The sequence below is a fragment of the Streptomyces sp. NPDC048461 genome (genome assembly GCF_055587105.1).
Window position 1 is genome coordinate 156,564 of record NZ_JBVJGW010000010.1, and the last position, 20,853, is coordinate 177,416.

Here is a 20,853-nt window from a genome sequence, read left to right on the forward strand (position 1 = left end):
GCCGCCGGGGGGGGGGGGGGGCCACCGCGTGTGCCCCCCCCCGCGGTGGGGGGGGTGCTCATCCATGGTTTCCTGCGGGCCCCCCCCCGGGGGGCGTACGAAACGACTTCGACGACACCCCCTAGGATCGGGAGCATGAACAGGACCGACCGCGCCAGCCGGGTGATCGCGGCACCACCGGCGGCCGTCTACCGGGCGCTCCTCGACCGTGGGTCGCTGGAGGCCTGGCTGCCGCCGGACGGCATGCTCGGGCGCGTCGAGCGGTGGGATCCCCGTCCCGGGGGCGGGTTCCGGATGGTGCTCACCCACCTCGACCCCACCGGAAGCCCCGGCAAGACCTCGGACGCGACGGACGTCGTCGACGTGGGCTTCGCGGAACTGGTGCCGGCGGAGCGGGTGGTGCACCGGGCGGTGTTCGAGGCCGACGATCCTTCGTACGCGGGCACGATGACGATGACCTGGAGCCTCGCCGCCATCGGTGGCGGGACCGAGGTGACCGTCACCGCCACGGACGTCCCGCCCGGCATCGATCGCGCGGACCACGAGGCCGGCATCGCCTCCTCGTTGGCCAACCTGGCGTCGTACGTCGAAGGCGCGTCCGGCTGAACCAGGGCCCCGGCGCTGCCCGTTCCGCCCGTGCTGCCGTGCCGCCCGTGCTGCCACGATGGGCGGATGAGCGGACATCGGAAAGACGGTCTTCTGGCGGAAGCGGTCGGGCTGCGCGAACAGGGCCGACTACAGGAAGCCCGGGCCGCATTGCTGGCCCTTGCCGCAGAACATCCCGAGGACGCACAGGTGGCGTACCAGACCGCCTGGGTCCACGACGCGATGGGACTCGAAGCCGAAGCCGTTCCCTTCTACGAACACAGCCTCGCCGGAGGCGCGTTGCCGGCGCAGGAGCGCAAGGGCGCGTTCCTCGGGCTCGGCAGCACCTTCCGGGTGCTCGGCGCGCACGAGAGGGCCGTCGACACCCTTCGCGCGGGCCTGTCGGAGTTCCCGGGGGACGGGGCGCTCGAGACCTTCCTCGCCATGGCGCTGTACAACACCGGCCACCACCACGAGTCCGTGCAGCTCTTGCTGCGGCTGCTCGCCGCCACGAGCGACGACCCCGGCGTCCAGCGGTACCGGCGCGCCGTCGAGCACTACGCCCAGGACCTCGACGACACGGTCTGAGCCGGCGCTCGCCGGTCGCGCCGCCGGCCTCGTCCGGACCGGCGACGCGGCCGGAGGGTGACGATTCGGGCACATGTGCCCGTGGGGCCGACAGCGCGCCCCGGCCTACAGTGATGCGCCGGCCGCCACCCGGTGAGCAGCGGTCGGCGGCGGTTCACGGTTCGGTTCGGCGTCGAGGGAGGCCGCTCATGGCCAGTGCGTTTCAGGAGCGCAAGCTCAGGGGGATGTTCGCCGCGTTCGACGCGGACGGCGACGGCTATCTGCGCGAGGAGGACTTCGCAGCGCTCGTCGCCCGCTGGAGCCGGCTGCCGGGAGTGGGGCCGGGCACGGAGCTGCGGGCGCGCATGGAGGCGCTGCTGATGGGCTGGTGGGCGGCCCTGCTGGAAGCGGGCGACGCCAACGGGGACGGCGCGGTCGACATGGGTGAGCTGCTGTCCCTCGTCGACAGACTGCCCGCAATGGTCGCCGACGTCACCGCGACCGCCGACACCGTCTTCGACGCCGTGGATTCCAACGGCGACGGCGTCATCTCCCCGGAGGAGCACCTCCGGCTCGTGGAAACGTGGAACGGACAGGCCGTCGACATGACCGGCGTGTTCGAGCTGCTCGACCTGAACGGCGACGGACACCTCAGCCGCGAGGAATTCGCGATCCTGTGGCGGCAGTTCTGGATCAGCGACGATCCGGCGGAGCCGGGGAACTGGCTCTGCGGCCGGTTCGAGGCCGCGGCCTAGGAGGAGGGTCGTCGAACTCGTTCCGTGTGCCCGCACGGCGGGAACGAGTTCGGCGACACCGCCTGGCTCCCGCGGTCGACCGCCGGCTCCGGGCGAGGGGGCCGGAGCCGGCGGACGGCGCTCACTCCCCCGTCGACCCGTCGATCGCCTCGCGCAGCAGGTCAGCGTGACCGTTGTGCCGGGCGTACTCCTCGATCAAGTGGGCCAGGACGTAGTGCAGCGTGTACGCCTGGTCCCCGGAGTGCCCCACCGAGTCCAGGGATTCGGCGGCGTCCACGACGGCCCGCGACCGCGCACAGGCCTCTTCCCAGATCGCGAAGGACGCGGCCGGTTCCGCGTCCTCGACGTGGACCGTCCACGCGCCGCCCTCGCTGCTCGGGAAGTACGCCGGTACGTCCTCGCCGCCGACGACGGTGTGGAACCACCCCCGCTCGACTTCCGCGAGATGGCGCACGAGGCCGAGCAGCGTCAGGCTCGACGGCGCGACCGCCTTCCTGCACAACTGCTCGGCGCTCAGTCCCGCGCACTTCATCATCAGGGTGTCGCGCTGCCCCTGCAGGACGCTCGTCAACGTGGCGCGCTCGTCGCCCGTCAGAACGGGCGGGGTCCGCTGTTCATCGATCATGAGCCGATCATCGCGGGTGCCGGTTGGTCGTGCCCAGCAGGTTTCCCCCGTCGTTGCGGACACCCCTGGTCCGGCGGGTCCGGTCAGGGCAGTGGGGTGGCCCGGGCCGTGATCCAGAGCTCGTACCACTCCTCGTGGGTGAGGTCGGGCTCGCGCACGGCCGCGTCGCGGCAGGCGCGGATGCGGTCCGGGCGGGCGGTGCCGATGACCGGGGCGATGCCCGCGGGATGACGGGCCAGCCACCACAGCAGGACCGTTTCGGGGGTCGTGTCCTTCTTGCGGGCGAGGTCGGCCAGGAGCTCCGCGGTGGCGTGCTCGGCGGCCGTGCTCTGGCGGCCGGTGAAACGCCCCTGGGCCAGCGCGCCCCAGGCCTGGAGGCGGATGCCGTGGTCACGGCAGTGTTCCAGCGTGCCGAACGGGAAGCCGTTCGACGCGTACCCGGGGGTGTTGAGCAGGACCCCGGCCTCGACCCAGTCACGGCTGTGCAGGCTCATCTCCAGCTGGTTGGCGACGAGCGGTACGTCGAGCCGGGCCTGGAGGGCCGTGATCTGCGGGGCGCCCATGTTGGACACCCCGAAGGCGCGGACGAGGCCCTGCCGGTGCAGGGACATAAGCGCCCGCGCCGTCTCGTCCGGGTCCGCCAGCGGGTCGGGGCGGTGCAGCAGCAGGACGTCGATCACGTCGGTGCGCAGCCGCGCGAGGCTCTCCTCGACGCGCCGGACGATGCTCGGACCGCGCAGGTCGTACCGGCCGGGGCCGTGCTCGCCGCCCAGGCGGATGCCGCACTTGGTCTGCAGGGTGATCCGCTCGCGCAGGCCGGGCGTGCGCGCGAGCACTTCGCCGAACACGGCCTCGGCCTTGCCGTGCCGGTAGATGTCGGCGTGGTCGAAGGTGGTGATGCCGCTGTCGAGGGCCGCCTCGACGGCGGCCTCGGCCGCGTCGATGTCGTCCGGGCCGTACGGGCCCGGTTCCCAGCTCCCGCCGAGGCCCATGCAGCCGTACAGCACCCGGTCGCCCGTGGTGTCCCGGTTCACGGGCGCATCGGTGCTCGTCCCGACGTCCGCGCGTGCGTTGTCGTCTGTGTTCAGGTTCGCCGCCACGCGCCCACCCTATGGGCTGTCCCGCCGTGGTCCCAGGGCCGGTGTCCGCTGTGGGGCCGGGGCAGCTGGGTGGGCCGTACACTCGGCCCATGGGTGACACACGTTCTTCGAGGCAGTGCCTGCAGCAGGCCGCCTTCGGGACGTGTCCGGCCGCCGGGGTTCCGACCGTCGTCGACCCGGCCCGCGCAGCCTTCGCCGCGGCGCCCGAGACCCGCCGTGTCGCCTTGCACGGCCACGGCTAGCGCTCCGCGCCTCGGGCCCCTCCGCTCCACATCACCACAGCAGCCCTCCGGCATGCCGCCGGCGCTGCCGCCTGGCTACGGCCGCACGCCCGGGCCGAGCCCCCTCGAAGGGATCATTGTGAAGCTGAGCGATTTGCTGGCCGGGCAGGAGTACCACGTCCTGCAGGGTGATCCCGACACGACGCTGATCACCGCGGGCACCACCTTCGACGCCGACAGGGTGACGCCCGGTTCCCTGTTCATCGCCGTACCCGGCCACCGGGAGGGCGGCCCCGGCTCCGTCTCGCCGGCGCTGGCCCGGGGAGCCGCCGCCGTGCTCGTCGACGGCGGTGAACCCTCCCTGCCCGCGGCGGTCTGGCCGCCGGGCACCTGCGCCGTACGCGTTCCCGACACCCGGACGGCGGCCGCGGTGGTGACCTCCCGGTACTTCGGCGAGCCCGGCCGCCAGATGGACATGGTGGCGATCACCGGCACGAACGGGAAGACGTCCGTGTCGTACATGGTCGAATCCGTCCTGCGGCTCGCCGAAGGGTCGAAGGTGGGGGTCATCGGCACCGCCGGGAGCCGGATCGGCGACGAGCCGATCCCGATGCCGCGCTCGGTGCTGACCACTCCGGAATCGCCGGACCTGCAGTACCTGCTGGGCTACATGCGCGATCGCGGCGCCGCCAGCGTGGTGCTGGAGGCCACCTCCATGGCGCTGCTGACGCACCGGGTGGACCGTACGTTCATCGACGTCGGCGTCTTCACCAACCTGACGCAGGACCATCTCGACGACCACGGGACGATGGCGGACTACCGGGACGCCAAGCTGCGGCTGTTCCAGGGGCTGTGCCGGCGCGCGGTGGTCAACGCCGACGACCCGGTGGGCGCGGGCATCGTGGCGATGATGCCGGGTGCGGTGACCACGTACGCGCTGGACTCCCCGGCCGACTACCGGGCCACGGACCTGGAGGTGAGCGCGGCGGGCACCCGGTTCACGCTGCACCACGGCGGGCGCGCCTACCCGGCGTCGATCCCGGTGCCCGGGCGGTTCTCGGTGGCCAACGCGCTGGCCACGGTGGCGGCCTGCCACGTGCTGGGTCACGAGCTGGGCCCCCTGGTGGACGCGCTCGACCGGATGCCTCCGGTGCCGGGCCGCCTGGAGCGCTTCCGCACCCCGTCGGGCACGTCGGTGATCGTGGACTACGCCCACTCGCCGGACTCCCTGGACAAGGTCCTCAGGACCATCCGCGGGTTCGCCCGCGGCCGGGTGATCACGGTCTTCGGATGCGGCGGGGACCGCGACACCACCAAGCGGGCCGAGATGGGCCGGATCGCCGGGACCCATTCCGACGTGTGCGTCCTGACCTCGGACAATCCCCGCCACGAGGACCCCGACGCCATCCTGGACCAGGTCGCCCCCGGCCTGACGGCGACCGGCACCCCCTTCCACCGCCACGCCGACCGGCGCCGGGCGATCGCCTTCGCACTGTCCGCCGCGGGCCCCGAGGACACGGTCCTGATCGCCGGCAAGGGCAGTGAGCCGCACCAGATCGTGGGCGACGAACTGCTCCCGTTCAGCGACATGGCCACGGTGCGCGAGCTGGCGCTGCCGTAGGGATGCCGGCCCCCGTCACGGCGCGTCGCCGGGGCCCGGCATCGCTACGGGGCCCGGGGCCTCGACAGGGCCCAGGGTCTCGACCGTTCCGGCGAGCCGGGCGCGTTCGGCGGCCAGCACGGTCAGGTGGCTGGTGAGGGACTCCCGGGGGCCCGACTTCACGAGGGCCGGGTTCCCCGTGGCCACCGCGGCCACGAACGCGTCCATGAGGCCCGCGTCGCCGCCTCCGTGGCCGCCGCCCGCGTCCATCGTCCCCCCGGCGCCGGGGTCGACGTGCTCCTCGGTGCGGGTGAGGAAGTCGTAGATCCGCAGGCTCCGGCCGTCGCCCCGCAGTTCGGCCCTGGTGCCGAAGACGCGGGTCTGGCGGTCCGCCTGCTCGGTGAAGGCCGTCATCGTGAAGGTGGCGGTGGCTCCGGAGGCGAACTCCATGGCGACCACCTGGTGGTCGACCACGTCGTTGTCGCAGGCGTACACGCACCGCCCGTACGGGCCGTCCCGCAGGGCGCCGGCGAGGGCCTGCGGGGTGAACTCGTCGAGCACCGCGCTCAGCGGCCACCCGTGCCGGCCGGCCGCGAGCCGCTCGCCGTACTCGCGCGGGGCCGAGTAGGGGCAGGTCGGCTCGACCGCGCAGTCCAGGCACCGGTCCGCGGCGCCCGCCGGCCGGTGTTCGGGGCGGAAGTGCGAGAGCCGGCCGAAGCTGGAGACGCGCACCGGCGGCCGGCCGAGGACGTACTGCAGCCAGTCCAGGTCGTGGCAGGACTTCGCCATGAGCATGGAGGTGGCCTCGTCCTCGCGGCGCCAGTTGCCCCGTACGAACGAGTGCGCCTGGTGCCAGAAGCCGACCGGCTCCAGGTGCTGGACGCTGACGACGTCGCCGAGCCGGCCGGAGTCGACGACGCCCTTCAGCGCCCGGGTGTACGGGGTGTAGCGCAGGACGTGGCCGACGGCGAGGACCACTCCGGCCGCCTCGACCGCGGCGACGATCCGCCGGCACGCGTCCCCGTCCAGTGCCATCGGCTTCTCCAGCAGGACGTGGTAGCCGAGGGCGGCGAACGCGAGCACCGGTTCCAGGTGGTCGCGGTCCAGGGTGCAGATCAGGACGGCGTCCGCGATCCGGCCGCGGGCCGCCAGGGTCCGCCAGTCGTCCACGGCCACCGCGGGTGCCAGGCCGTGGGCGGCCGCCAGCCGGTTCCTGCGCGGACCGCGCGGCTCGGCGACGGCCACCACCTTCGCGCGGTCCGGGTGGGCCAGCGCCCAGCGGGCGTGGCCGGTTCCCCGGTCTCCGGCACCGACGACGGCGAGAGTGACCACTGAGGACATCTGACCCACTTCCCGGAGCAGCGAGGCGGTCTGCCCCTCTCATGCTCCTCTTCCGTCGGCGGATCCGGGGAGAGACGCGGCGAGTGGTCGAAACGAATGTAAGGAGCGATCGTTCAATACATTCATCCTGGATCGCGGGCGCGGCGTAGAGTGACCCGTACGACAGGAGCAACAGGGGGACGAGACGTGCGAGTTCATGTCCACGAGCGGCACGAGCACGTGATCCGGATCGTCCGTGAACACGGCAGCATGGCCATCGCCGAGGTGGCGGCCGCCCTGAACGTCTCCATGGTCACCGTGCGCCGCGACGCGGGACTGCTCGTCGCCGAGGGCCGGCTCGGCCGGGTGCACGGGTCCCTGGTGTGGCCGGGGAGCGGCCGGCCGTTCCGGACGCCCGCGCCGGACGCCGCCCCGGTGCGGGAGGGGACCGTGGTCGGCATGATCGTGCCGACGATGCACCACGCGTTCTCCGAGATCGTCCAGGGGGCCCGCTCGGTGCTGGCGGACCGCGGGGCTCGGCTCGTCCTCAGCCTGACCGGGTATCTGGCCGAGGAGGACGGCAGGCAGATCGAGCGCCTCGTCGCCTCCGGGGTGAACGGCCTCCTGATCACTCCGAGTTGGGTCCGGGGCGAACCTGGTGACGGTGAGGCCGAGGCGCTCCTCGCGGCGACCGTGCCCACCGTGCTGGTCGAGCGGTGGACCACCCCGGGCCGCCCCGCCCACGATCTGGACCGCGTGCGCTCGGACTCGGCCCACGGCGCCGGCTCGGCCGTCCGCCACCTGGCCGCCCTGGGTCACGTCCGGTTCGCGCTGGCCTTGCAGAGCAGTCCGCACGCGGCGCAGCTGCGGGCGGGCTTCGAGGCCGCGCTGGCGACGCTCGGGCTCCCGGCCGCGCTCGCGCCCGGATTCGACGCGGGAGCCCTCGCGTCGGAGTCGGAACGCTACGCCCGCACGCTGGAGTTCCTGCGCCGGGGCGTGCGCGAGCACGGGGTCACGGCCGCGTTCGTGCACAGCGACGCCGACGCCGTCGTCCTGGTGCCGCGCCTCCAGGCGCAGGGCGTCCGCGTTCCCGGGGACCTCGCGCTGGTGGTCTACGACGACGAGGTGTCCGGGCTGTCCGAACTGGCGCTCACCGCGGTGGCGCCGCCCAAGCGCGCGGTGGGCGCGGTGGCGGCCCGACTGCTGCTCGACCGGCTCGCGGCCGGCCCGGTGGCCGGCGCGCACGGGGCAACCGGGGGAAACGGCGCAGACAGTGCGAACGGTTCGCGCCGCCACGTCGAGCTGCTTCCGGAGCTGCGCGTGCGCGACTCGTGCGGCGGCTCCGTGCCCCTGATCTGATCGCTTGAGCGTATCGATCCGTACGCGCCTCTTGAGCGTTCTTTCGATCGCGTGCTAGAAACCGGTCAGCGGGGCGCCCTCCCACCCCGCATCCCGCCGTGTCGCCGCCTCGGCGTCGCGCGGTCGCCTCCTGCTGCGCGCGCACCCGCGCGGCCCGCGGCCCGCCGCACGTCGAGCCGGTCCACGCCCAGCTCTGGAGGCCCCATGTCCACCCCGTGGTCCCGCCGTTCCTTCCTCCTGCTGTCCGGCAGCGCCCCCTTCCTCGCCGGAGCCCTCTCGCCCGGACCGGCCGCGGCCGCCGTCCCGCGGTCCGCGGCGGGCGACGCGTACGACGCGCTGCGCGGTGTCTGGCGCGGGACGCTGCTGGGCAGTGGGTTCGACCCGGCGGCCGCGCCCTTCGCGGAGAAGCTGGCCCTGCTGGGCGTTCAGGCGGGCGAGCACCGCTCGACGATGGCTGCCGCGAGCGGGTCGCTCTGGCCCGACCTCCCGCTGAACGTGTCGAGTTCGATCACCGCCAGCTACACGCGGCTGGCCACCATGGCGCAGGCCCACGCCCAGCCCGGCACGGGCCTGACCGGCAGCGCCGCGCTCCTGAGCGAGATCAGGACGGGGCTCGACCACCTGCACGACCAGGCCTACAACGCGTCCGCGAGCCCGTTCGGCAACTGGTGGGACTTCCAGATCGGCTCCCCGCAGGCCCTGCTGGACATCAGCACGATCCTGTACGACCAGCTCTCCGTCACCCCCCAACTGACCCGGTACCTGGCAGCTGTCGACCGCTTCGTCCCCGACTCCTCGGTGGGCAGCTACACCGGCACCAGCACCGGCGCCAACCGCGTGGACCTGTGCCGTTCGCTGGCGCTGCGCGGCGTCCTCGGCAAGGACCCGGCCAAGATCGCGCTCGCCCGCGACGCCCTCTCCCCCGTCTTCCCGTTCGTCACCACGGGGGACGGCTTCCACGCCGACGGATCCTTCGTCCAGCACACGTACGTCGCCTACACGGGCTCGTACGGCGCCGTGCTGCTGAGCGGCCTGGCCGGGCTGTTCTCGCTGCTGGACGGATCGGCCTGGGCGGTGTCGGACCCCTGGCGGCAGATCGTCCTCGACTCGGTGGAGCGGTCCTTCGCGCCGTTCCTCTACAACGGTCTGATGATGGACGCGGTGTCGGGCCGCTCCACCAGCCGGGGCAACCCCCGGACCACGTCCCACGGCTTCCAGGGCGGCGACCACGGGCGGGGCCACGGCGTCCTGGCCGCCATCGCGCTGCTGGGCACCGCCGCGAGCGGCGCGGAGAACCGGCGCTGGCGCGGACTGGTCAAGGGCTGGATCCAGCGGGACTACTACAGCCCGGTGCTCGCCGACACCGACCTGGGCGTGGCCGCGCTGGCCCGCCTGAAGGCCGTACGGGACGACGACGCCGTCGCGGCGATCGCCGAGCCGACCGGGCACCGGCTCTTCCCGGGCATGGACCGGGCCGTCCACCGGCGGCCCCGCTGGGCGGCGTCGATCAGCATGGCCTCCCGGCGGATCGCCTCCTACGAAACGGGCAACGGGGAGAACCTCCGCGGCTGGCACACCGGCGCGGGCATGCTCCAGTGGTGGGGCGACACGTACGCGAACGGCCAGTACACGGACGCGTTCTGGCCGACCGTCGACCCGTACCGGCTGCCGGGGACCACCGTCTCCACGAAGGCGCTCGCCGACGCCGAGGGCGGCGCCTGGGCCCTGCCGCGGCCCGATGTGAGCTGGGTCGGCGGCGCCACGGACGGGGAGTACGCGGCCGTGGGGCAGTTCGTCCGCGGGCTCTCCAGCACCCTGTACGCCAAGAAGTCCTGGTTCTGCCTGGACGACTCCGTCGTCTGCCTGACGGGCGCGGTCCGGAGCACCGACGGCGTCGCGGCACAGACGGTGGTGGAGAACCGCAACCTCGGCGCGACCGGTTCCCACGCCTTCACGGTGAACGGCGCCGTCCAGCCCGCCGCCCTCGGCTGGTCGGCCACCCTCGCCGGCAGTCGCTGGGCGCACATCGCGGGCCACGGCGGGTACGTGTTCCCGGGCGGGGCCACGCTCAGGGCTCGGCGCGAGGCCCGCACCGGGTCCTGGCGCGACGTCAACTCCACGGGGACGGCCGACCCCGTCACCCGCCGCTACCTGACCCTGTGGTTCGACCACGGGGTGGATCCCGTCGACGCGTCCTGCGCGTCCGTCCTGATGCCCGGTGCCACCGCGGCCGCGACCGCCGCCCGGGCCGCGGACCACGGCTGGGTGGTGGTCCTCGCCAACGACAACACCCGGCAGGGGATCGCGCTGCCCTCGCTCGGCGTCACCGCCGTGAACTTCTGGTTCGCCGGTTCGGCGGGCACCCTCACCGCCGACAACCCAGCCTGCGTCCTGGTCCGGGAGCGCGGGGACGGTACCGCGACCGTCTGCGTGTCCGACCCGATGCGGATGCGGACCGGCCTCACGGTTAGGTGGAACCGCCCCGTGGCAGCCGTCCTGTCCGCACCGGCCACCGTCACTTCCGCCGTGCCGGGATCCGCCCTCACCCTGACCTTCGGGGACCTCACGGGTCAGGCAGGAGCCACCCAGCGGATCGAGGTCGCGCTCGCCTGAACGGCGTGCGTCCCCCTCCCGGCACGGCGGCCGGGAGGGGGACGCCCGGGTCAGTTCCGTACGAGGGAGCGCAGCAGCGGGACGTCGACGCCGGTCAGCGCGGGCAGGACGAGCCGGCCCGGCGCCGCGCCGATCGGCACGGTGGAGGGGACGGCCAGGACGGCGCAACCCGCCGACTCGGCGGAGGCCAGGCCCGAGGGGCTGTCCTCCACGGCGACGCAGGAACGGGGCTCGACGCCGAGGGCGGCGGCCGCGGCCAGGTAGGGGTCGGGGTGGGGCTTGGTCCGCGGCGTCTCGCCCTCCGCCACGGTGACGGCGAAGCGGTGCGCGCCGAGTCCGGGCAGGACCAGGTCGACGACCGACCGCGGCGAGGCGGAGACCAGGCCGAGCGGGATCCCGGCCCCGGTCAGGGCGTCGAGGAGCTCCGGCGCCCCCGGCATGGGGAGGGGGCCGCGGGCGACCCGGGCGAGGAACCCGGTGAGCAGGTCCCCGCCGATCACGCGGACCGGGGCCGCTCCGCCGGTGACGCGGTGCAGGTGGGCGGCCGTGTCCGCGACGGAACGCCCCACCACGGCGGGTGCGTCGGCGTCGGCGAGGACGTGACCCGCGGAGCGGGCGACCGCCCGCGCCGTGCGCCACCACAGGGACTCGGTGTCGACGAGGGTGCCGTCCATGTCGAAGAGCACGGCTCCCGGTCCCCCACCGGCTCGGCGCGCCGACGGCACTCGCCGTGATCCCGGGTGCCCGGGGGACGTCGTCATCGGCGGCCGGCCGCGGCGGACGCGGGGGCGGACGCGATGGCGGACGCGGGGTGTTCGGGAGTGGAGAACGGGAGGCCGTCGAGGGTCCAGTGCGAGTCGGCGGCGCGTCCGAGGGAGGCGTACACGTGGGCGGCGACGTCCGCGAAGCGCAGCGGCCGGGAGGGCGGCGGCCCGGCGGCGACGTCCGGTCCGCAGCAGGCGACCCAGGCCGTCCGCTCCGGGTCGGTGCGCCCGCCGTGGCCGCCGTCGTCCCGGTGCCCGTGGTCGGTGACGACGATCAGCGTCCAGGACTCCTCCCCGTGGGCGGGGCGCGCCCGGACCGCGTCGAGCAGCCGCCCCAGGCGGGCGTCGGCGCGTGCGATCGCGCGCCGGTAGGCGTCGCCGCAGCCGCGCAGGTGGCCGGTCTCGTCGACCGCGCCGAGGTAGACGAACGACGCCTCGGGATCGTCGGTGCCCAGCACGTGTACGGCCTCGGCGGTGACTTCGTCGTCGCAGGCCTCCCAGGCCTCGCAGGTGTCGGCGCGGGGTGCGATGTAGGAGAGGCGGCCGGGCGCGGCGAAGAGGGGTCCGCCGTCGCGCGCGAGGAACAGGGGCTCCCAGCCTCCGGCCGTGAAGGTCCTGCGGCCGTCCTGCCGGGCGAGGCGCGTGGCGAAGTCCGGGAAGACGTCGAGGCGGTGGCCGCCGAAGTGGTTCCCGTACACGCCGTGCTTGGCGACTCCCACCCCGGTGGCGATGGTGGCCCAGCAAGGTCCCGACATGGTGGGCGTGGTCGCGTCGATGTCGATCCGGCCGAGGAATCCGGCCGCGGCGATCCCGTCCAGATGGGGGGTCGGTACGGCCTGGAGGACGTCGAGGCGTACGCCGTCGATGCCGACGACCAGGACGCGGCGGCGGCCGCGGGGTGAGGTGGACAACGGTCGTGGTCCCGTCTTCGCTGGGTGGGTGGGAGGGGTGGGTGGGAGGGGTGCTTCCGTGCGCGCGGGTCAGGGTGCGGAGGGACCGGGCTGGTCCCCGGCGAGCTCGGGGACCGCGCTGTGGCCCGTACGGAATCCGCGCACCCCGGTCAGCCGGGCCCCCGCGCCCGTGAGGCGGATGCGCAGTTCGGTGACCTCGACGGGCGGGAACGCGTGGACCCTGCGTACGCCGACCGTCCGCCCGGCGGCGATGGTCCTGCCGTCGGCGAGCACCTCGTGGGCGTCGACGCACTGGCCGTTCACGAGGTCCTCGGCGAGTTCCAGGTGGTCGAGCACGACGGGAGCGGGGAACCGGGCGGTGAGGGTCCCCCGCGTCGCGTGCGTCCCCCGCGTCCCGTCCCCGCCGTCCACGGTCAGTTCGGCGGTGGCGGGCCGCGCGAACCGGCGGGAGAGCTCGGCGGTGAAGTCGAGGAGCCGCGCCCGGTCGGCGGGGTCGAGGCGGCCCGTACGGTCGGGCGGCACGTTGAGGAGCAGGCCGGCGCCGAGGCCCACCGAGCGGTACCAGACGGCCAGCAGGTGCTCCCGGGTCTTGAGGGTGTGCAGGTCGTCCGGTTGCCAGAACCAGTTCCGGCGGATGGGCACGTCGCACTCGGGCGGCAGGTACCGCGGCCGGTCGAGGGGGGCCGCGCCGAGGTCGTACACGCTGATCCCGGTGGAGTCGACGGTGTAGTGGCAGGGGTCGGACGCCAGGCCGTCCTCGTTGCCGGCCCAGCGGATCGTGGGGAGGCCCATGTTGAAGACCATGGCGTCCGGCTGGTGCTCGGCGACGACGGCCATGGCGGCGGCCCAGTCGTACGTCCGCCCCTCGGATCCGGCGCCGTCGAACCACAGCTCGTAGAGGGGTCCGTAGCCCGTGCAGAGTTCGGTGAGCTGACGCAGGTAGAACGCGTCGTAGGCCGGCGGGTCCTGGTAGCAGTCCGCGTTGCGGTCCCACGGGGAGAGGTAGAGCCCCAGCCCGATCCCCGCCTCGCGGCAGGCGTCGGCGAGTTCGGCGACGACGTCTCCGCCGCCGTCCCGCCACGGGGACGAGGCGACCGAATAGGTGGTGGTGGCCGTGGGCCACAGGCAGAAGCCGTCGTGGTGCTTGGCCGTCAGGACCACGTAGCGGGCTCCGGCCTCCACGGCGGTCCGCACCCACTGCCGGGCGTCGAGGTCCGACGGGGCGAAGACGGCCGGGTCCAGGGTGCCGTCGCTCCATTCCCGGCCGCTGAAGGTGTTGACGCCGAAGTGCAGGAAGAGCCCGAACCCGGCTTCCTGCCAGGCGCGTTGCGCGGGGGTCGGCCGCACCGTCACGGCTACTTCACCGCGCCGGCGGTCAGGCCCGAGCGCCAGAAGCGCTGGAGCAGGAGGAAGGCGGCCACCAGGGGGATCACGGCGATGAGCGAACCGGTGATGGCGAGCGAGTACATCTCGGGGCTCTCCGTGATGGAGACGTTCCACATGTGGAGTCCGAGACTGACGGGGTACAGGTCCTTGTCGTTCAGCATGACCAGCGCGCCGTAGAAGTTGTTCCAGCTCGCGGTGAAGGAGAACAGGAACAGCGTCACGAACCCCGGCGCCAGCATGGGCAGAGCGATGGCACGGAAGGTCCGCACCTCGCCCGCGCCGTCGACCCGGGCCGCCTCGATGACCTCGTACGGGACGTAGCCCTCGGAGAAGACCCGGGCGAGGTAGACGCCGAACGGGTTGACCAGGGAAGGGATCAGCAGTGCCCAGTAGGTGTTGGTGAGGCCCGCCTTCGAGGCCAGCAGGTACATCGGCAGGGTGAGGACGGCCCCCGGCACCAGTACGCCCGCCAGGACCACGCCGAAGAGCTTCTCCTTGCCCGCGAAGGCGTACTTGTCGAAGGCGTACCCGGCCGCGACCGAGATCAGGGAGGAGAGCGCCGAGCCCACCACCGCGTAGAGGAGGGTGTTGAGCAGCCAGCGTCCGTAGATGCCGTCGTTGTGGGTGAACACCTCGTGGACGTTGGAGAGGAGGTTGAACTCGCCGAGGCTGAAACCGCCGGTGCCGAAGAGGTCGCGGCGGTTCTTGGTGGCGGCGACCAGCAGCCAGCTGATCGGCATCAGCGTGTACAGCGCCAGCATGATCAGCACGCCGTTGACGGCGGCTTTGGAGGCCCACGCGGTGCGCGGGGCACGGGGCCTGGCCGGCGCCGCGGGGGCTCCCGGCCGCGGCGGGCCGGCCCGTTCGGTGGTGCGGGGGGAGACGGTGTCCGTGCTCATGATTCCTGCCACCGCTTCCCTATCCGGGTGACCACGAAGGAGAGTGCTCCGGCCACGACGGCCAGCAGCAGGGAGGCCGCGGCGGCGGCCGCGTAGTCGTGGTCGACGAACGCCTTGCTGACGATGTACATCGTGGGAGACCAGTCGTTGCCGAGGGCCTGCGCCTTGTCGGAGAGGAGCTTGGGCTCGGTGAAGAGCTGGATGGCGCCGACGCAGGTGAAGAGCACGGTCATGACCACCGAGGAGCGGATGATCGGCACCTTGATGCCCAGGGCGATGCGCCAGGCGCCGGCGCCGTCCACCGTCGCGGCCTCGACGACCTCGCGGGGCACGGCCTGGAGCGCGGCGAAGAAGATCACCATGTTGTAGCCGACCCACTGCCACACGGCGATGTTCACCATGGACGACAGGGCGTGGTCGGGCGAGAAGAAGTTCCAGCTGCCGCCGGCGCCGTCGATCCACTCGATGACCGGGCTGAGCCCCGGGGTGTAGAGGTAGATCCAGACGATCGAGGCGATCAGTCCCGGTACGGCGTGCGGCAGGAAGAAGGCGAGCTGGAAGAAGCGCTTGGCGCGGGCGTGGGCGGAGTCGACCAGGAGCGCCAGGCCGAGCGCGACGCCGATCATCACCGGGATGTAGACGAGGCAGTACGCGGCGACGTGCAGGAAGGAGTCCCGGAACGCCGGATCGGACAGGACCGTCGCGTAGTTTGCCATCCCGGCGAACGTGCGCTCGACGCCGCCGAACCCGAGTCCCGAGGACTGCTCCCGGTAGAGGCTCATCCAGCCCGCGTACACGACGGGCGCGACCGTCACGGCGGCGAAGAGCACGAAGAACGGGGAGAGGAAGAGGACCACGGCGCCGCGCTGTCTGCGGCGGAGCGCGCTTCCGGCGGGTGCCGGGGTGGTGGTTGCTGCCACGGGAGGGCTCCTTGGCGTACGGGTGGTGCGTGACGGAGGGCGATCGCGTCGACGGGCGCTCGCGGCCGCGGGGTGGTGGTACGGCGGCGGCGGTGCGGGCGGGGTGGGGGTCGGGGCGGGGTGCGGGCCGGGCGGGGCGGGTGCGGGCGGCCCGGGTGCGGGCGGCCCGGGTCGGAGTCGGGGCATGCGCCCCGACCGGGCCCGGGCGCCCCGGCTCACTTGGCGAGCTTGAGCCCGCGGCTCCCGATCGCCGTCCGGGCCGATTCCTGGGCCTTCGTCAGGCCGCTCGGCAGGCCGTTCCTGGCGGCCTCGTCCTTGAAGTCGGCGCCGACCTTCCCCCAGACCGGGCCCCACGTCCAGCCGGGGACGATCGTGGCGACCTGCTCGCCGGTCAGCTTGTAGAGGTCCTGGCCGCCGAAGTACGAGGTGTCGAAGGCCTGCGCCGCCACCTCGGCCATGGCCGGGTTCGCGGGCAGGGCGCTGCTCGGGTTCTTCAGGGCGCCGATCCGGGCCTTCATCGACGCCGGGTCGGTGGTCACCCACTTGATGAACTCGGCTGCGGCCGCCGCGTGCTTGCTGCCCTTGGTGACGGCGAAGCTGGTGCCGCCGTACATCCCGCTGGCGGGCGTGCCCCAGTGGGGAACGGGGGCGACGCCCCACTTGCCCTTGAGGTCCGGCATGCTGGAGACCATGCCGCCCGCGCTCCAGGAGGCGCCCACGACGCTGACCGTCGTACCGTCGGCCTTCGACTTGTTCTCCTCCGGGGTGCCGGCGCCGAAGTTGAAGACCAGGTCGTCCTTGAGCATGCCCTGCCAGTAGGCGGCGACCTTCTGCGAGGGCGCGTCGTCGATCGCGGGCTTCCAGGCGTCGCCCTTGACCTCGAACCACTTGGCGCCCGCCTGCCAGGACAGGGTCGCCTGCAGCGGGGCGTCCGTCGGGAAGGAGCCGATGCGTGCCGCGGCGTCGGCGGCCTTGATCTTCTCCGCGGCGGTGCGGTACTCGTCCCACGTCCCCGGGACGCTGACGCCGTACTTCTCGAAGAGGTCCTTGCGGTAGAAGTACACCTGCGGGGTGGCGTCGAAGGGGACCGACCAGGTCTTTCCGCCGAAGGTCACCAGGTCCTGGACACCGGCCGGGAAGCTCTTCTTCACCAGCGTGCCGGAGGAGGCGGTGAGGTCCTCCAGGTATCCCTGGCTCGCGAACTCCGGGACCATGTTGTACTCGATCGTCGCGACGTCCGGCGCGTCCCCCGCCTTGATGGCGTTGCTGATCTTGCTGTAGCCGTCGGCGCCGCCCGGGATCTGGGAGAAGTGCACCTGTATGTCGGTGTGCGTCCTGTTGAACTCCGCGGCCGCGGCCTCCGCTCCGCTCGTCCAGGTCCAGTACGTGAGGGTCACCGGCTTGCCGTCGTCCCCGGCGGTGGGCGACGCGGTGGAATCGGAGCCGGCGCAGGCGGAGGTCAGCAGGGCGAGGGAAACCGCTGCGGCCACCGCTCCGTAGACACGCAAGGACTGAGACTTCATGTGGACTGCTCCTTGGCGAGTGGGCTGAACGGGTTGAATCATTCGCCCCCGCTTCTTGAACGTCAAGAGCATGTGAACCATTGATCAATACGATCAGTTCGGCGGATCGGTTCGGCGGATCCGTTCGGACTCCGAGGCGGCACGACGTAACGACGGGGCACCACCCCGTACCCGGCGGGCAGCGGGCGGGCGGAGCGGGGCCGGACCCCATCGGGCGGCGGGAGTTCAGGCCGTCCGGTCGAGATCTTCGCGGCGCACCGGGTGGGCGAAGGGCTCGCCCGCGGCGTAGCGGGCGATCTCCTCGACGGCGGAGTCGGCCATCCGGTGCAGCTCGTTGCCGAGCGAGCCCGCGATGTGCGGGGTGAGCAGCACGTTGGGGAGGTCGTAGAGCGGGGAGTCCCCAGGCAGCACCTCCGGTTCGGTGACGTCGATGACCGCGTGCAGCCGACCGGAGGCGAGCTCCGCCGTGCACGCGGCCGCGTCGACCAGCGACCCGCGCGCCGTGTTGATGAGGGTGGCGCCGTCGCGCATCAGCGCCAGCCGCCTGCGGTCGATCATCGCCCGGGTCTCGGGGAGTTCCGGTGCGTGCAGGCTGACCACGTCCGAGATCCGGCACAGCTCGTCGAGCCCGACGCCGCGGACGCCGAGCGCCGCGGCCGCGCCGGCCGACACGTACGGGTCGTACAGGACGAGTTCGAGGTCGTACGGACGCAGGAGCTCGATGACGCGGCGTCCGATCCGGGAGGCTCCGACGATGCCGACGGTCCGGCGGTAGTTGCCGGCGTGGGGGTACCTCAGGTGCCAGTCGTGCCTGGTCCCGCGGACGCTGCGGTACTCCTCGCGGAGCTGCATCACCCGCTTGTTGGAGAGCAGCACCATCGCGACGGTGTACTCCGCCACGGGCAGGGAGTTCGCCAGCGCCGCGGAGGAGACGGCGATGCCGCGGTCCCAGCAGGCGCCGGTGACGAGCTGTTTGACCGAACCGGCGGCGTGCACGACGGCCTTCAGCCGGGGGGCGCGCGCGAGAGCCCGGGCGTCCACGGCGGGCGCCCCCCAGAAGGTGAGCAGGACCTCGGCCTCGGCGAGGGCCGCCGCCGCCTCGGGTCTGGCGTAGTCGTCGGCGACGAGCTCGGGGTCAAACTCGGCTACTACGCCTAGCCGTTGGGCGACGCCGTCACCCAGCAGGCGGGGGCGGAGTTCGGGGGCCATGGCAAGCAGGACTCGCGGTCGGCGACCAGGCATCTGGGGTGCTCCTTGCGGCTGGATGAGGCCGCGCCGACTCTATGAAGCCCGGTTGCGATCGTCAAGATCCATCAATCATAAAGTTCTATTCGCTCGAAACGATCGCACCCGTCCGGCGGTACGAGGCCCGCACGTCGCGGATCGGGGAAAACGGTGCCGTGTGGGAGCGGGGCGCCGGGCACCGTGGCGGGGTGGCCGATCTCCTCTGGGACGACGTGCGGGACCTCTTCGGCCCCGATCTGACGGGGTCGTTGCCGGACGTGCGCGTCCCGGGGTGTTCGGTGCAGGACCGGCAGTCGCTCCTCGATCTCGTCCGGGCGAGGGGCTGGGGGGTACCGGTACTCCGAAGGCGCGAGCCTGCTGCGGCTGCCCCGGGCGGAGGCCGTGCTGTCCCGCCCGGCGGACGCCGAATGCCCGGACCTGCGGGTCTGGCCGACCCCCGGCTCGCGTGCGCGGATGTGCCGCCGCCCTACCCTTTCCCTGCCCCCGCCCGGCAGCCACCCGTCGAGCCCCCGGGCCGGGGCTCGGCGGGTGGCTGCCTGCGGCTCTCGTTCGGCGCGGCTGCGGCTACAGCGCGCCGGTCCGGCCGGCGACGTACAGACCGATGAGCCCGACGACGCAGGCCACGACCAGCCAGGAGACGAGGCCGGTGTGCCGGCCCCGGGCGCGCCCGCGCTCGGACCGACGGGTGCGGGACGGGGCCGGGCGGGAGGGGCCCGGCGCGGTTTCGGCCAGCAGCCTGCGGCAGACGGCCGCGAGCGCGGTCGTGCCGGCCGAGAGGCTGGCGACCGCCTCGCTGCGGGCCGGTGCGGTGGTCCCGCCGTCCAGTATCCGGCCGGCGCGCAGGAGCACCTCGTCACGGCCGGCGCCGGTGGACAGACTGATCCACCGCTCGACGTGCTCCCCCCGGATCACGACGCCGCCCGTCCGGTCGCGGTAGACGGTGTGCTCCCGCCACAACACGTCCGCCAACTCGTCTGCGGTTTCCCGCAGTTTCGCGCTCATCCAGTCCCCCGGTTCACATCGATTCGAACAAACACGGGACTCTAGCGCCGGTCTCCCGGCACGCAGAAGCCGGGGTCCGCCGGGGCCGGGACAGTCGTGCACACGCACCGCCGCGCAAGCCGGCGTACTACCTGGGGCGTATCCCGGAAACGCTACGCCGGGGTGACGCCGGTGACGGCGGACGAGGTCTAGCGTGGCGGGTATGGGAGAGCAGCGCGAGCGCCTCGGACCCCCGTGGCGGCGATGGGTGGAGCGGACCGGGCGGGGCCCGGTCTGGCGCTCCACCCTGTTCGTCGCCGTGTTCGCGCAGATCGGGGCGGGATGGGCCGGGCAGGCCCAGACCGGCCGTGTCCCGCTGGACTGGATCGGCCGGCTCCTGCTGCTTCTCGGGCCCGCGCTGCTGCTGGTCCGCCACCGGTACCCGGTGGCGGTGGCCTACGGCGTCGCCGTCGTCACCCTTGCCTACGTCGGGGCCGGTTTCCCCTACGGTCCGGCCTTTCTCAGTCTCGCCGTGGCCTGCTTCGCGGCGGTCGTCGCCGGACACCGGCGGGCGGCCTGGGGAGCCGTCGCGCTGACCTGGGCCGGACAGCTGCTCATCGGGCACTGGCTCTACCGTTGGCTTCCACCGCCCCGCGACGGTCCGACGTCCTGGGCCCGGGAAGTCGCCGTCGCCGGGTGGCTCCTCGCCGTGCTGGTGGTCTTCGAGCTGGTGCGCGTTCGCCGGGAGCAGTGGTCGCGCGAGCGGGCCGAGCGGGCGGCGGCCGAGCGTCGGCGGGTGGACGAGGAGCGGCTGCGCATCGCGCGGGAGCTGCACGACGTGCTGGCCCACAGCATCTCGGTGATGAACGTGCAGGCAGGGGTCGGGCTGGCCCTCCTCGACACCGATCCCGAACAGGCCCGTACAGCCCTGACCACCATCAAGGCGGCGAGCAAGGAGGCACTGGGCGAGGTCCGGCAGGTCCTCGACACCCTGCGCGCCCCCGGCGAGGCCCCGCGCACGCCCGCCCCAGGGCTCGACCGGCTCCCCGAACTGGTCGAACAGGCGGCTACTGCCGGGCTCGCCGTGGAAGTGACCTCCGAGGGGACGGCCCGCGCGCTGCCGCCGGGCGTGGACTTGGCCGCGTTCCGCATCGTCCAGGAGGCGCTGAGCAACGTCGCACGGCGCTCCGCCGCCCGAACCGCTCGGGTCCGCCTGACCTGGACGGGGCGTGCGCTGACCGTGCGGGTGGAGGACGACGGTCCGCCGTCGGACGGCCGAGCGGACGACTCCCCGGACGGCAGCGGCGACGGCCTGGTCGGCATGCGCGAACGGGCGGCGTCCCTCGGCGGGACCCTGGACACGGACCCGCGGCCGGACGTCGGGTACGCGGTGTCCGTGACGCTTCCGCTGGAACCCGCCGCCCCCGAGGAGGACCCCTGGCCCCCGGCCTGACGCGCGCCGACCCCCGCCGCTCGGCG

At 73.3% G+C, this 20,853-nt stretch carries 19 protein-coding genes and 1 pseudogene; 9 read left to right on the forward strand and 11 right to left on the reverse strand.

Features of this window, described 5'->3' with window-relative positions; all coding sequences use genetic code 11:
• Positions 1 to 135 precede the first annotated feature (135 nt).
• From ACZ6S8_RS19355 to ACZ6S8_RS19365, 3 genes are all read left to right on the forward strand, one after another.
• Positions 136 to 606, forward strand: coding sequence for an SRPBCC family protein (locus ACZ6S8_RS19355; RefSeq protein ID WP_469457259.1), 471 nt, complete (start codon positions 136 to 138; stop codon positions 604 to 606).
• A 66-nt stretch (positions 607 to 672) separates the two neighbouring features.
• Positions 673 to 1,173, forward strand: a complete 501-nt coding sequence (locus ACZ6S8_RS19360; protein WP_469457261.1) for a tetratricopeptide repeat protein — start codon at positions 673 to 675, stop codon at positions 1,171 to 1,173.
• A gap of 188 nt (positions 1,174 to 1,361) precedes the next feature.
• Positions 1,362 to 1,907, forward strand: coding sequence for an EF-hand domain-containing protein (locus ACZ6S8_RS19365; protein ID WP_469457264.1), 546 nt, complete (start codon positions 1,362 to 1,364; stop codon positions 1,905 to 1,907).
• Positions 1,908 to 2,028: 121 nt separating this feature from the next.
• Here the strand turns inward: ACZ6S8_RS19365 and ACZ6S8_RS19370 are convergent, their stop codons facing one another.
• Together ACZ6S8_RS19370 and ACZ6S8_RS19375 are read right to left on the reverse strand one after the other, a co-directional pair.
• Entirely contained in the window at positions 2,029 to 2,532 is a 504-nt protein-coding gene (locus tag ACZ6S8_RS19370) for a DinB family protein (RefSeq protein WP_469457266.1), read from the reverse strand.
• Between the two features lie 83 nt (positions 2,533 to 2,615).
• Positions 2,616 to 3,632 (reverse strand): aldo/keto reductase, encoded by a 1,017-nt coding sequence (locus ACZ6S8_RS19375; RefSeq protein ID WP_469457268.1) that lies wholly within the window; start codon positions 3,630 to 3,632, stop codon positions 2,616 to 2,618.
• An 89-nt stretch (positions 3,633 to 3,721) separates the two neighbouring features.
• Here ACZ6S8_RS19375 and ACZ6S8_RS19380 point away from each other — a divergent pair, with 89 nt between their 5' ends.
• Positions 3,722 to 3,874 carry a hypothetical protein gene (locus ACZ6S8_RS19380; RefSeq protein ID WP_469457270.1) on the forward strand — a complete coding sequence of 51 codons (153 nt, stop codon included), beginning with the start codon at positions 3,722 to 3,724 and terminating at the stop codon, positions 3,872 to 3,874.
• Positions 3,875 to 3,992: 118 nt separating this feature from the next.
• On the forward strand, positions 3,993 to 5,474 hold the full coding sequence (locus ACZ6S8_RS19385) for a UDP-N-acetylmuramoyl-L-alanyl-D-glutamate--2,6-diaminopimelate ligase (RefSeq protein ID WP_469457272.1): 1,482 nt from the start codon (positions 3,993 to 3,995) through the stop codon (positions 5,472 to 5,474).
• Positions 5,475 to 5,489: 15 nt separating this feature from the next.
• Here ACZ6S8_RS19385 and ACZ6S8_RS19390 read toward each other — a convergent pair whose 3' ends face one another.
• Entirely contained in the window at positions 5,490 to 6,794 is a 1,305-nt protein-coding gene (locus tag ACZ6S8_RS19390; RefSeq protein WP_469457274.1) for a Gfo/Idh/MocA family protein, read from the reverse strand.
• A 186-nt stretch (positions 6,795 to 6,980) separates the two neighbouring features.
• Between ACZ6S8_RS19390 and ACZ6S8_RS19395 the strand changes: the two genes are divergently transcribed.
• Entirely contained in the window at positions 6,981 to 8,132 is a 1,152-nt protein-coding gene (locus ACZ6S8_RS19395; protein WP_469457276.1) for a LacI family DNA-binding transcriptional regulator, read from the forward strand.
• Positions 8,133 to 8,336: 204 nt separating this feature from the next.
• Complete coding sequence (locus ACZ6S8_RS19400; protein ID WP_469457278.1) at positions 8,337 to 10,745, forward strand: polysaccharide lyase 8 family protein; 2,409 nt, start codon at positions 8,337 to 8,339, stop codon at positions 10,743 to 10,745.
• A 50-nt stretch (positions 10,746 to 10,795) separates the two neighbouring features.
• Here ACZ6S8_RS19400 and ACZ6S8_RS19405 read toward each other — a convergent pair whose 3' ends face one another.
• From ACZ6S8_RS19405 to ACZ6S8_RS19435, 7 genes are all read right to left on the reverse strand, one after another.
• Positions 10,796 to 11,431, reverse strand: coding sequence for an HAD family hydrolase (locus ACZ6S8_RS19405; RefSeq protein WP_469457280.1), 636 nt, complete (start codon positions 11,429 to 11,431; stop codon positions 10,796 to 10,798).
• Positions 11,432 to 11,502: 71 nt separating this feature from the next.
• Positions 11,503 to 12,420 carry an alkaline phosphatase family protein gene (locus ACZ6S8_RS19410; RefSeq protein WP_469457282.1) on the reverse strand — a complete coding sequence of 306 codons (918 nt, stop codon included), beginning with the start codon at positions 12,418 to 12,420 and terminating at the stop codon, positions 11,503 to 11,505.
• Positions 12,421 to 12,489: 69 nt separating this feature from the next.
• A complete protein-coding gene (locus ACZ6S8_RS19415; RefSeq protein ID WP_469457284.1) occupies positions 12,490 to 13,773 on the reverse strand; it encodes an alpha-L-fucosidase in 1,284 nt (427 codons plus the stop codon).
• Between the two features lie 2 nt (positions 13,774 to 13,775).
• Complete coding sequence (locus tag ACZ6S8_RS19420; RefSeq protein WP_469457285.1) at positions 13,776 to 14,705, reverse strand: carbohydrate ABC transporter permease; 930 nt, start codon at positions 14,703 to 14,705, stop codon at positions 13,776 to 13,778.
• Entirely contained in the window at positions 14,702 to 15,811 is a 1,110-nt protein-coding gene (locus ACZ6S8_RS19425; RefSeq protein WP_469457287.1) for a carbohydrate ABC transporter permease, read from the reverse strand. The genes ACZ6S8_RS19420 and ACZ6S8_RS19425 overlap by 4 nt, the downstream gene beginning before the upstream one ends.
• A 29-nt stretch (positions 15,812 to 15,840) precedes the next feature.
• Positions 15,841 to 17,148 carry an ABC transporter substrate-binding protein gene (locus tag ACZ6S8_RS19430; RefSeq protein WP_469457288.1) on the reverse strand — a complete coding sequence of 436 codons (1,308 nt, stop codon included), beginning with the start codon at positions 17,146 to 17,148 and terminating at the stop codon, positions 15,841 to 15,843.
• Between the two features lie 225 nt (positions 17,149 to 17,373).
• The gene (locus ACZ6S8_RS19435) at positions 17,374 to 18,390 is read right to left on the reverse strand and encodes a hydroxyacid dehydrogenase (protein ID WP_469457289.1); all 1,017 of its coding nucleotides are present in this window, start codon (positions 18,388 to 18,390) and stop codon (positions 17,374 to 17,376) included.
• A 191-nt stretch (positions 18,391 to 18,581) separates the two neighbouring features.
• On the opposite strand from ACZ6S8_RS19435, the pseudogene ACZ6S8_RS19440 reads away from it, so the two are divergent.
• Positions 18,582 to 18,828 (forward strand): annotated as a pseudogene (locus ACZ6S8_RS19440) (hypothetical protein); the annotation flags it as partial.
• 129 nt (positions 18,829 to 18,957) lie between these two features.
• Here the strand turns inward: ACZ6S8_RS19440 and ACZ6S8_RS19445 are convergent.
• Entirely contained in the window at positions 18,958 to 19,395 is a 438-nt protein-coding gene (locus tag ACZ6S8_RS19445) for a hypothetical protein (protein WP_469457290.1), read from the reverse strand.
• 202 nt (positions 19,396 to 19,597) lie between these two features.
• On the opposite strand from ACZ6S8_RS19445, the gene ACZ6S8_RS19450 reads away from it, so the two are divergent.
• Positions 19,598 to 20,827, forward strand: coding sequence for a sensor histidine kinase (locus ACZ6S8_RS19450; protein ID WP_469457292.1), 1,230 nt, complete (start codon positions 19,598 to 19,600; stop codon positions 20,825 to 20,827).
• The last annotated feature ends 26 nt before the right edge of the window (positions 20,828 to 20,853 follow it).

Excerpts from the sequence above, each read along its gene's own strand:
- ACZ6S8_RS19365 (WP_469457264.1), top strand. The coding sequence starts at position 1,362 with ATGGCCAGTGCGTTTCAGGAGCGCAAGCTCAGGGGGATGTTCGCCGCG.
- ACZ6S8_RS19445 (WP_469457290.1), bottom strand. The coding sequence starts at position 19,395 with ATGAGCGCGAAACTGCGGGAAACCGCAGACGAGTTGGCGGACGTGTTG.
- ACZ6S8_RS19450 (WP_469457292.1), top strand. The coding sequence starts at position 19,598 with ATGGGAGAGCAGCGCGAGCGCCTCGGACCCCCGTGGCGGCGATGGGTG.
- ACZ6S8_RS19360 (WP_469457261.1), top strand. The coding sequence starts at position 673 with ATGAGCGGACATCGGAAAGACGGTCTTCTGGCGGAAGCGGTCGGGCTG.
- ACZ6S8_RS19400 (WP_469457278.1), top strand. The coding sequence starts at position 8,337 with ATGTCCACCCCGTGGTCCCGCCGTTCCTTCCTCCTGCTGTCCGGCAGC.
- ACZ6S8_RS19390 (WP_469457274.1), bottom strand. The coding sequence starts at position 6,794 with ATGTCCTCAGTGGTCACTCTCGCCGTCGTCGGTGCCGGAGACCGGGGA.
- ACZ6S8_RS19380 (WP_469457270.1), top strand. The coding sequence starts at position 3,722 with ATGGGTGACACACGTTCTTCGAGGCAGTGCCTGCAGCAGGCCGCCTTC.
- ACZ6S8_RS19420 (WP_469457285.1), bottom strand. The coding sequence starts at position 14,705 with ATGAGCACGGACACCGTCTCCCCCCGCACCACCGAACGGGCCGGCCCG.
- ACZ6S8_RS19355 (WP_469457259.1), top strand. The coding sequence starts at position 136 with ATGAACAGGACCGACCGCGCCAGCCGGGTGATCGCGGCACCACCGGCG.
- ACZ6S8_RS19430 (WP_469457288.1), bottom strand. The coding sequence starts at position 17,148 with ATGAAGTCTCAGTCCTTGCGTGTCTACGGAGCGGTGGCCGCAGCGGTT.
- ACZ6S8_RS19435 (WP_469457289.1), bottom strand. The coding sequence starts at position 18,390 with ATGCCTGGTCGCCGACCGCGAGTCCTGCTTGCCATGGCCCCCGAACTC.
- ACZ6S8_RS19370 (WP_469457266.1), bottom strand. The coding sequence starts at position 2,532 with ATGATCGATGAACAGCGGACCCCGCCCGTTCTGACGGGCGACGAGCGC.
- ACZ6S8_RS19425 (WP_469457287.1), bottom strand. The coding sequence starts at position 15,811 with ATGCCCCGACTCCGACCCGGGCCGCCCGCACCCGGGCCGCCCGCACCC.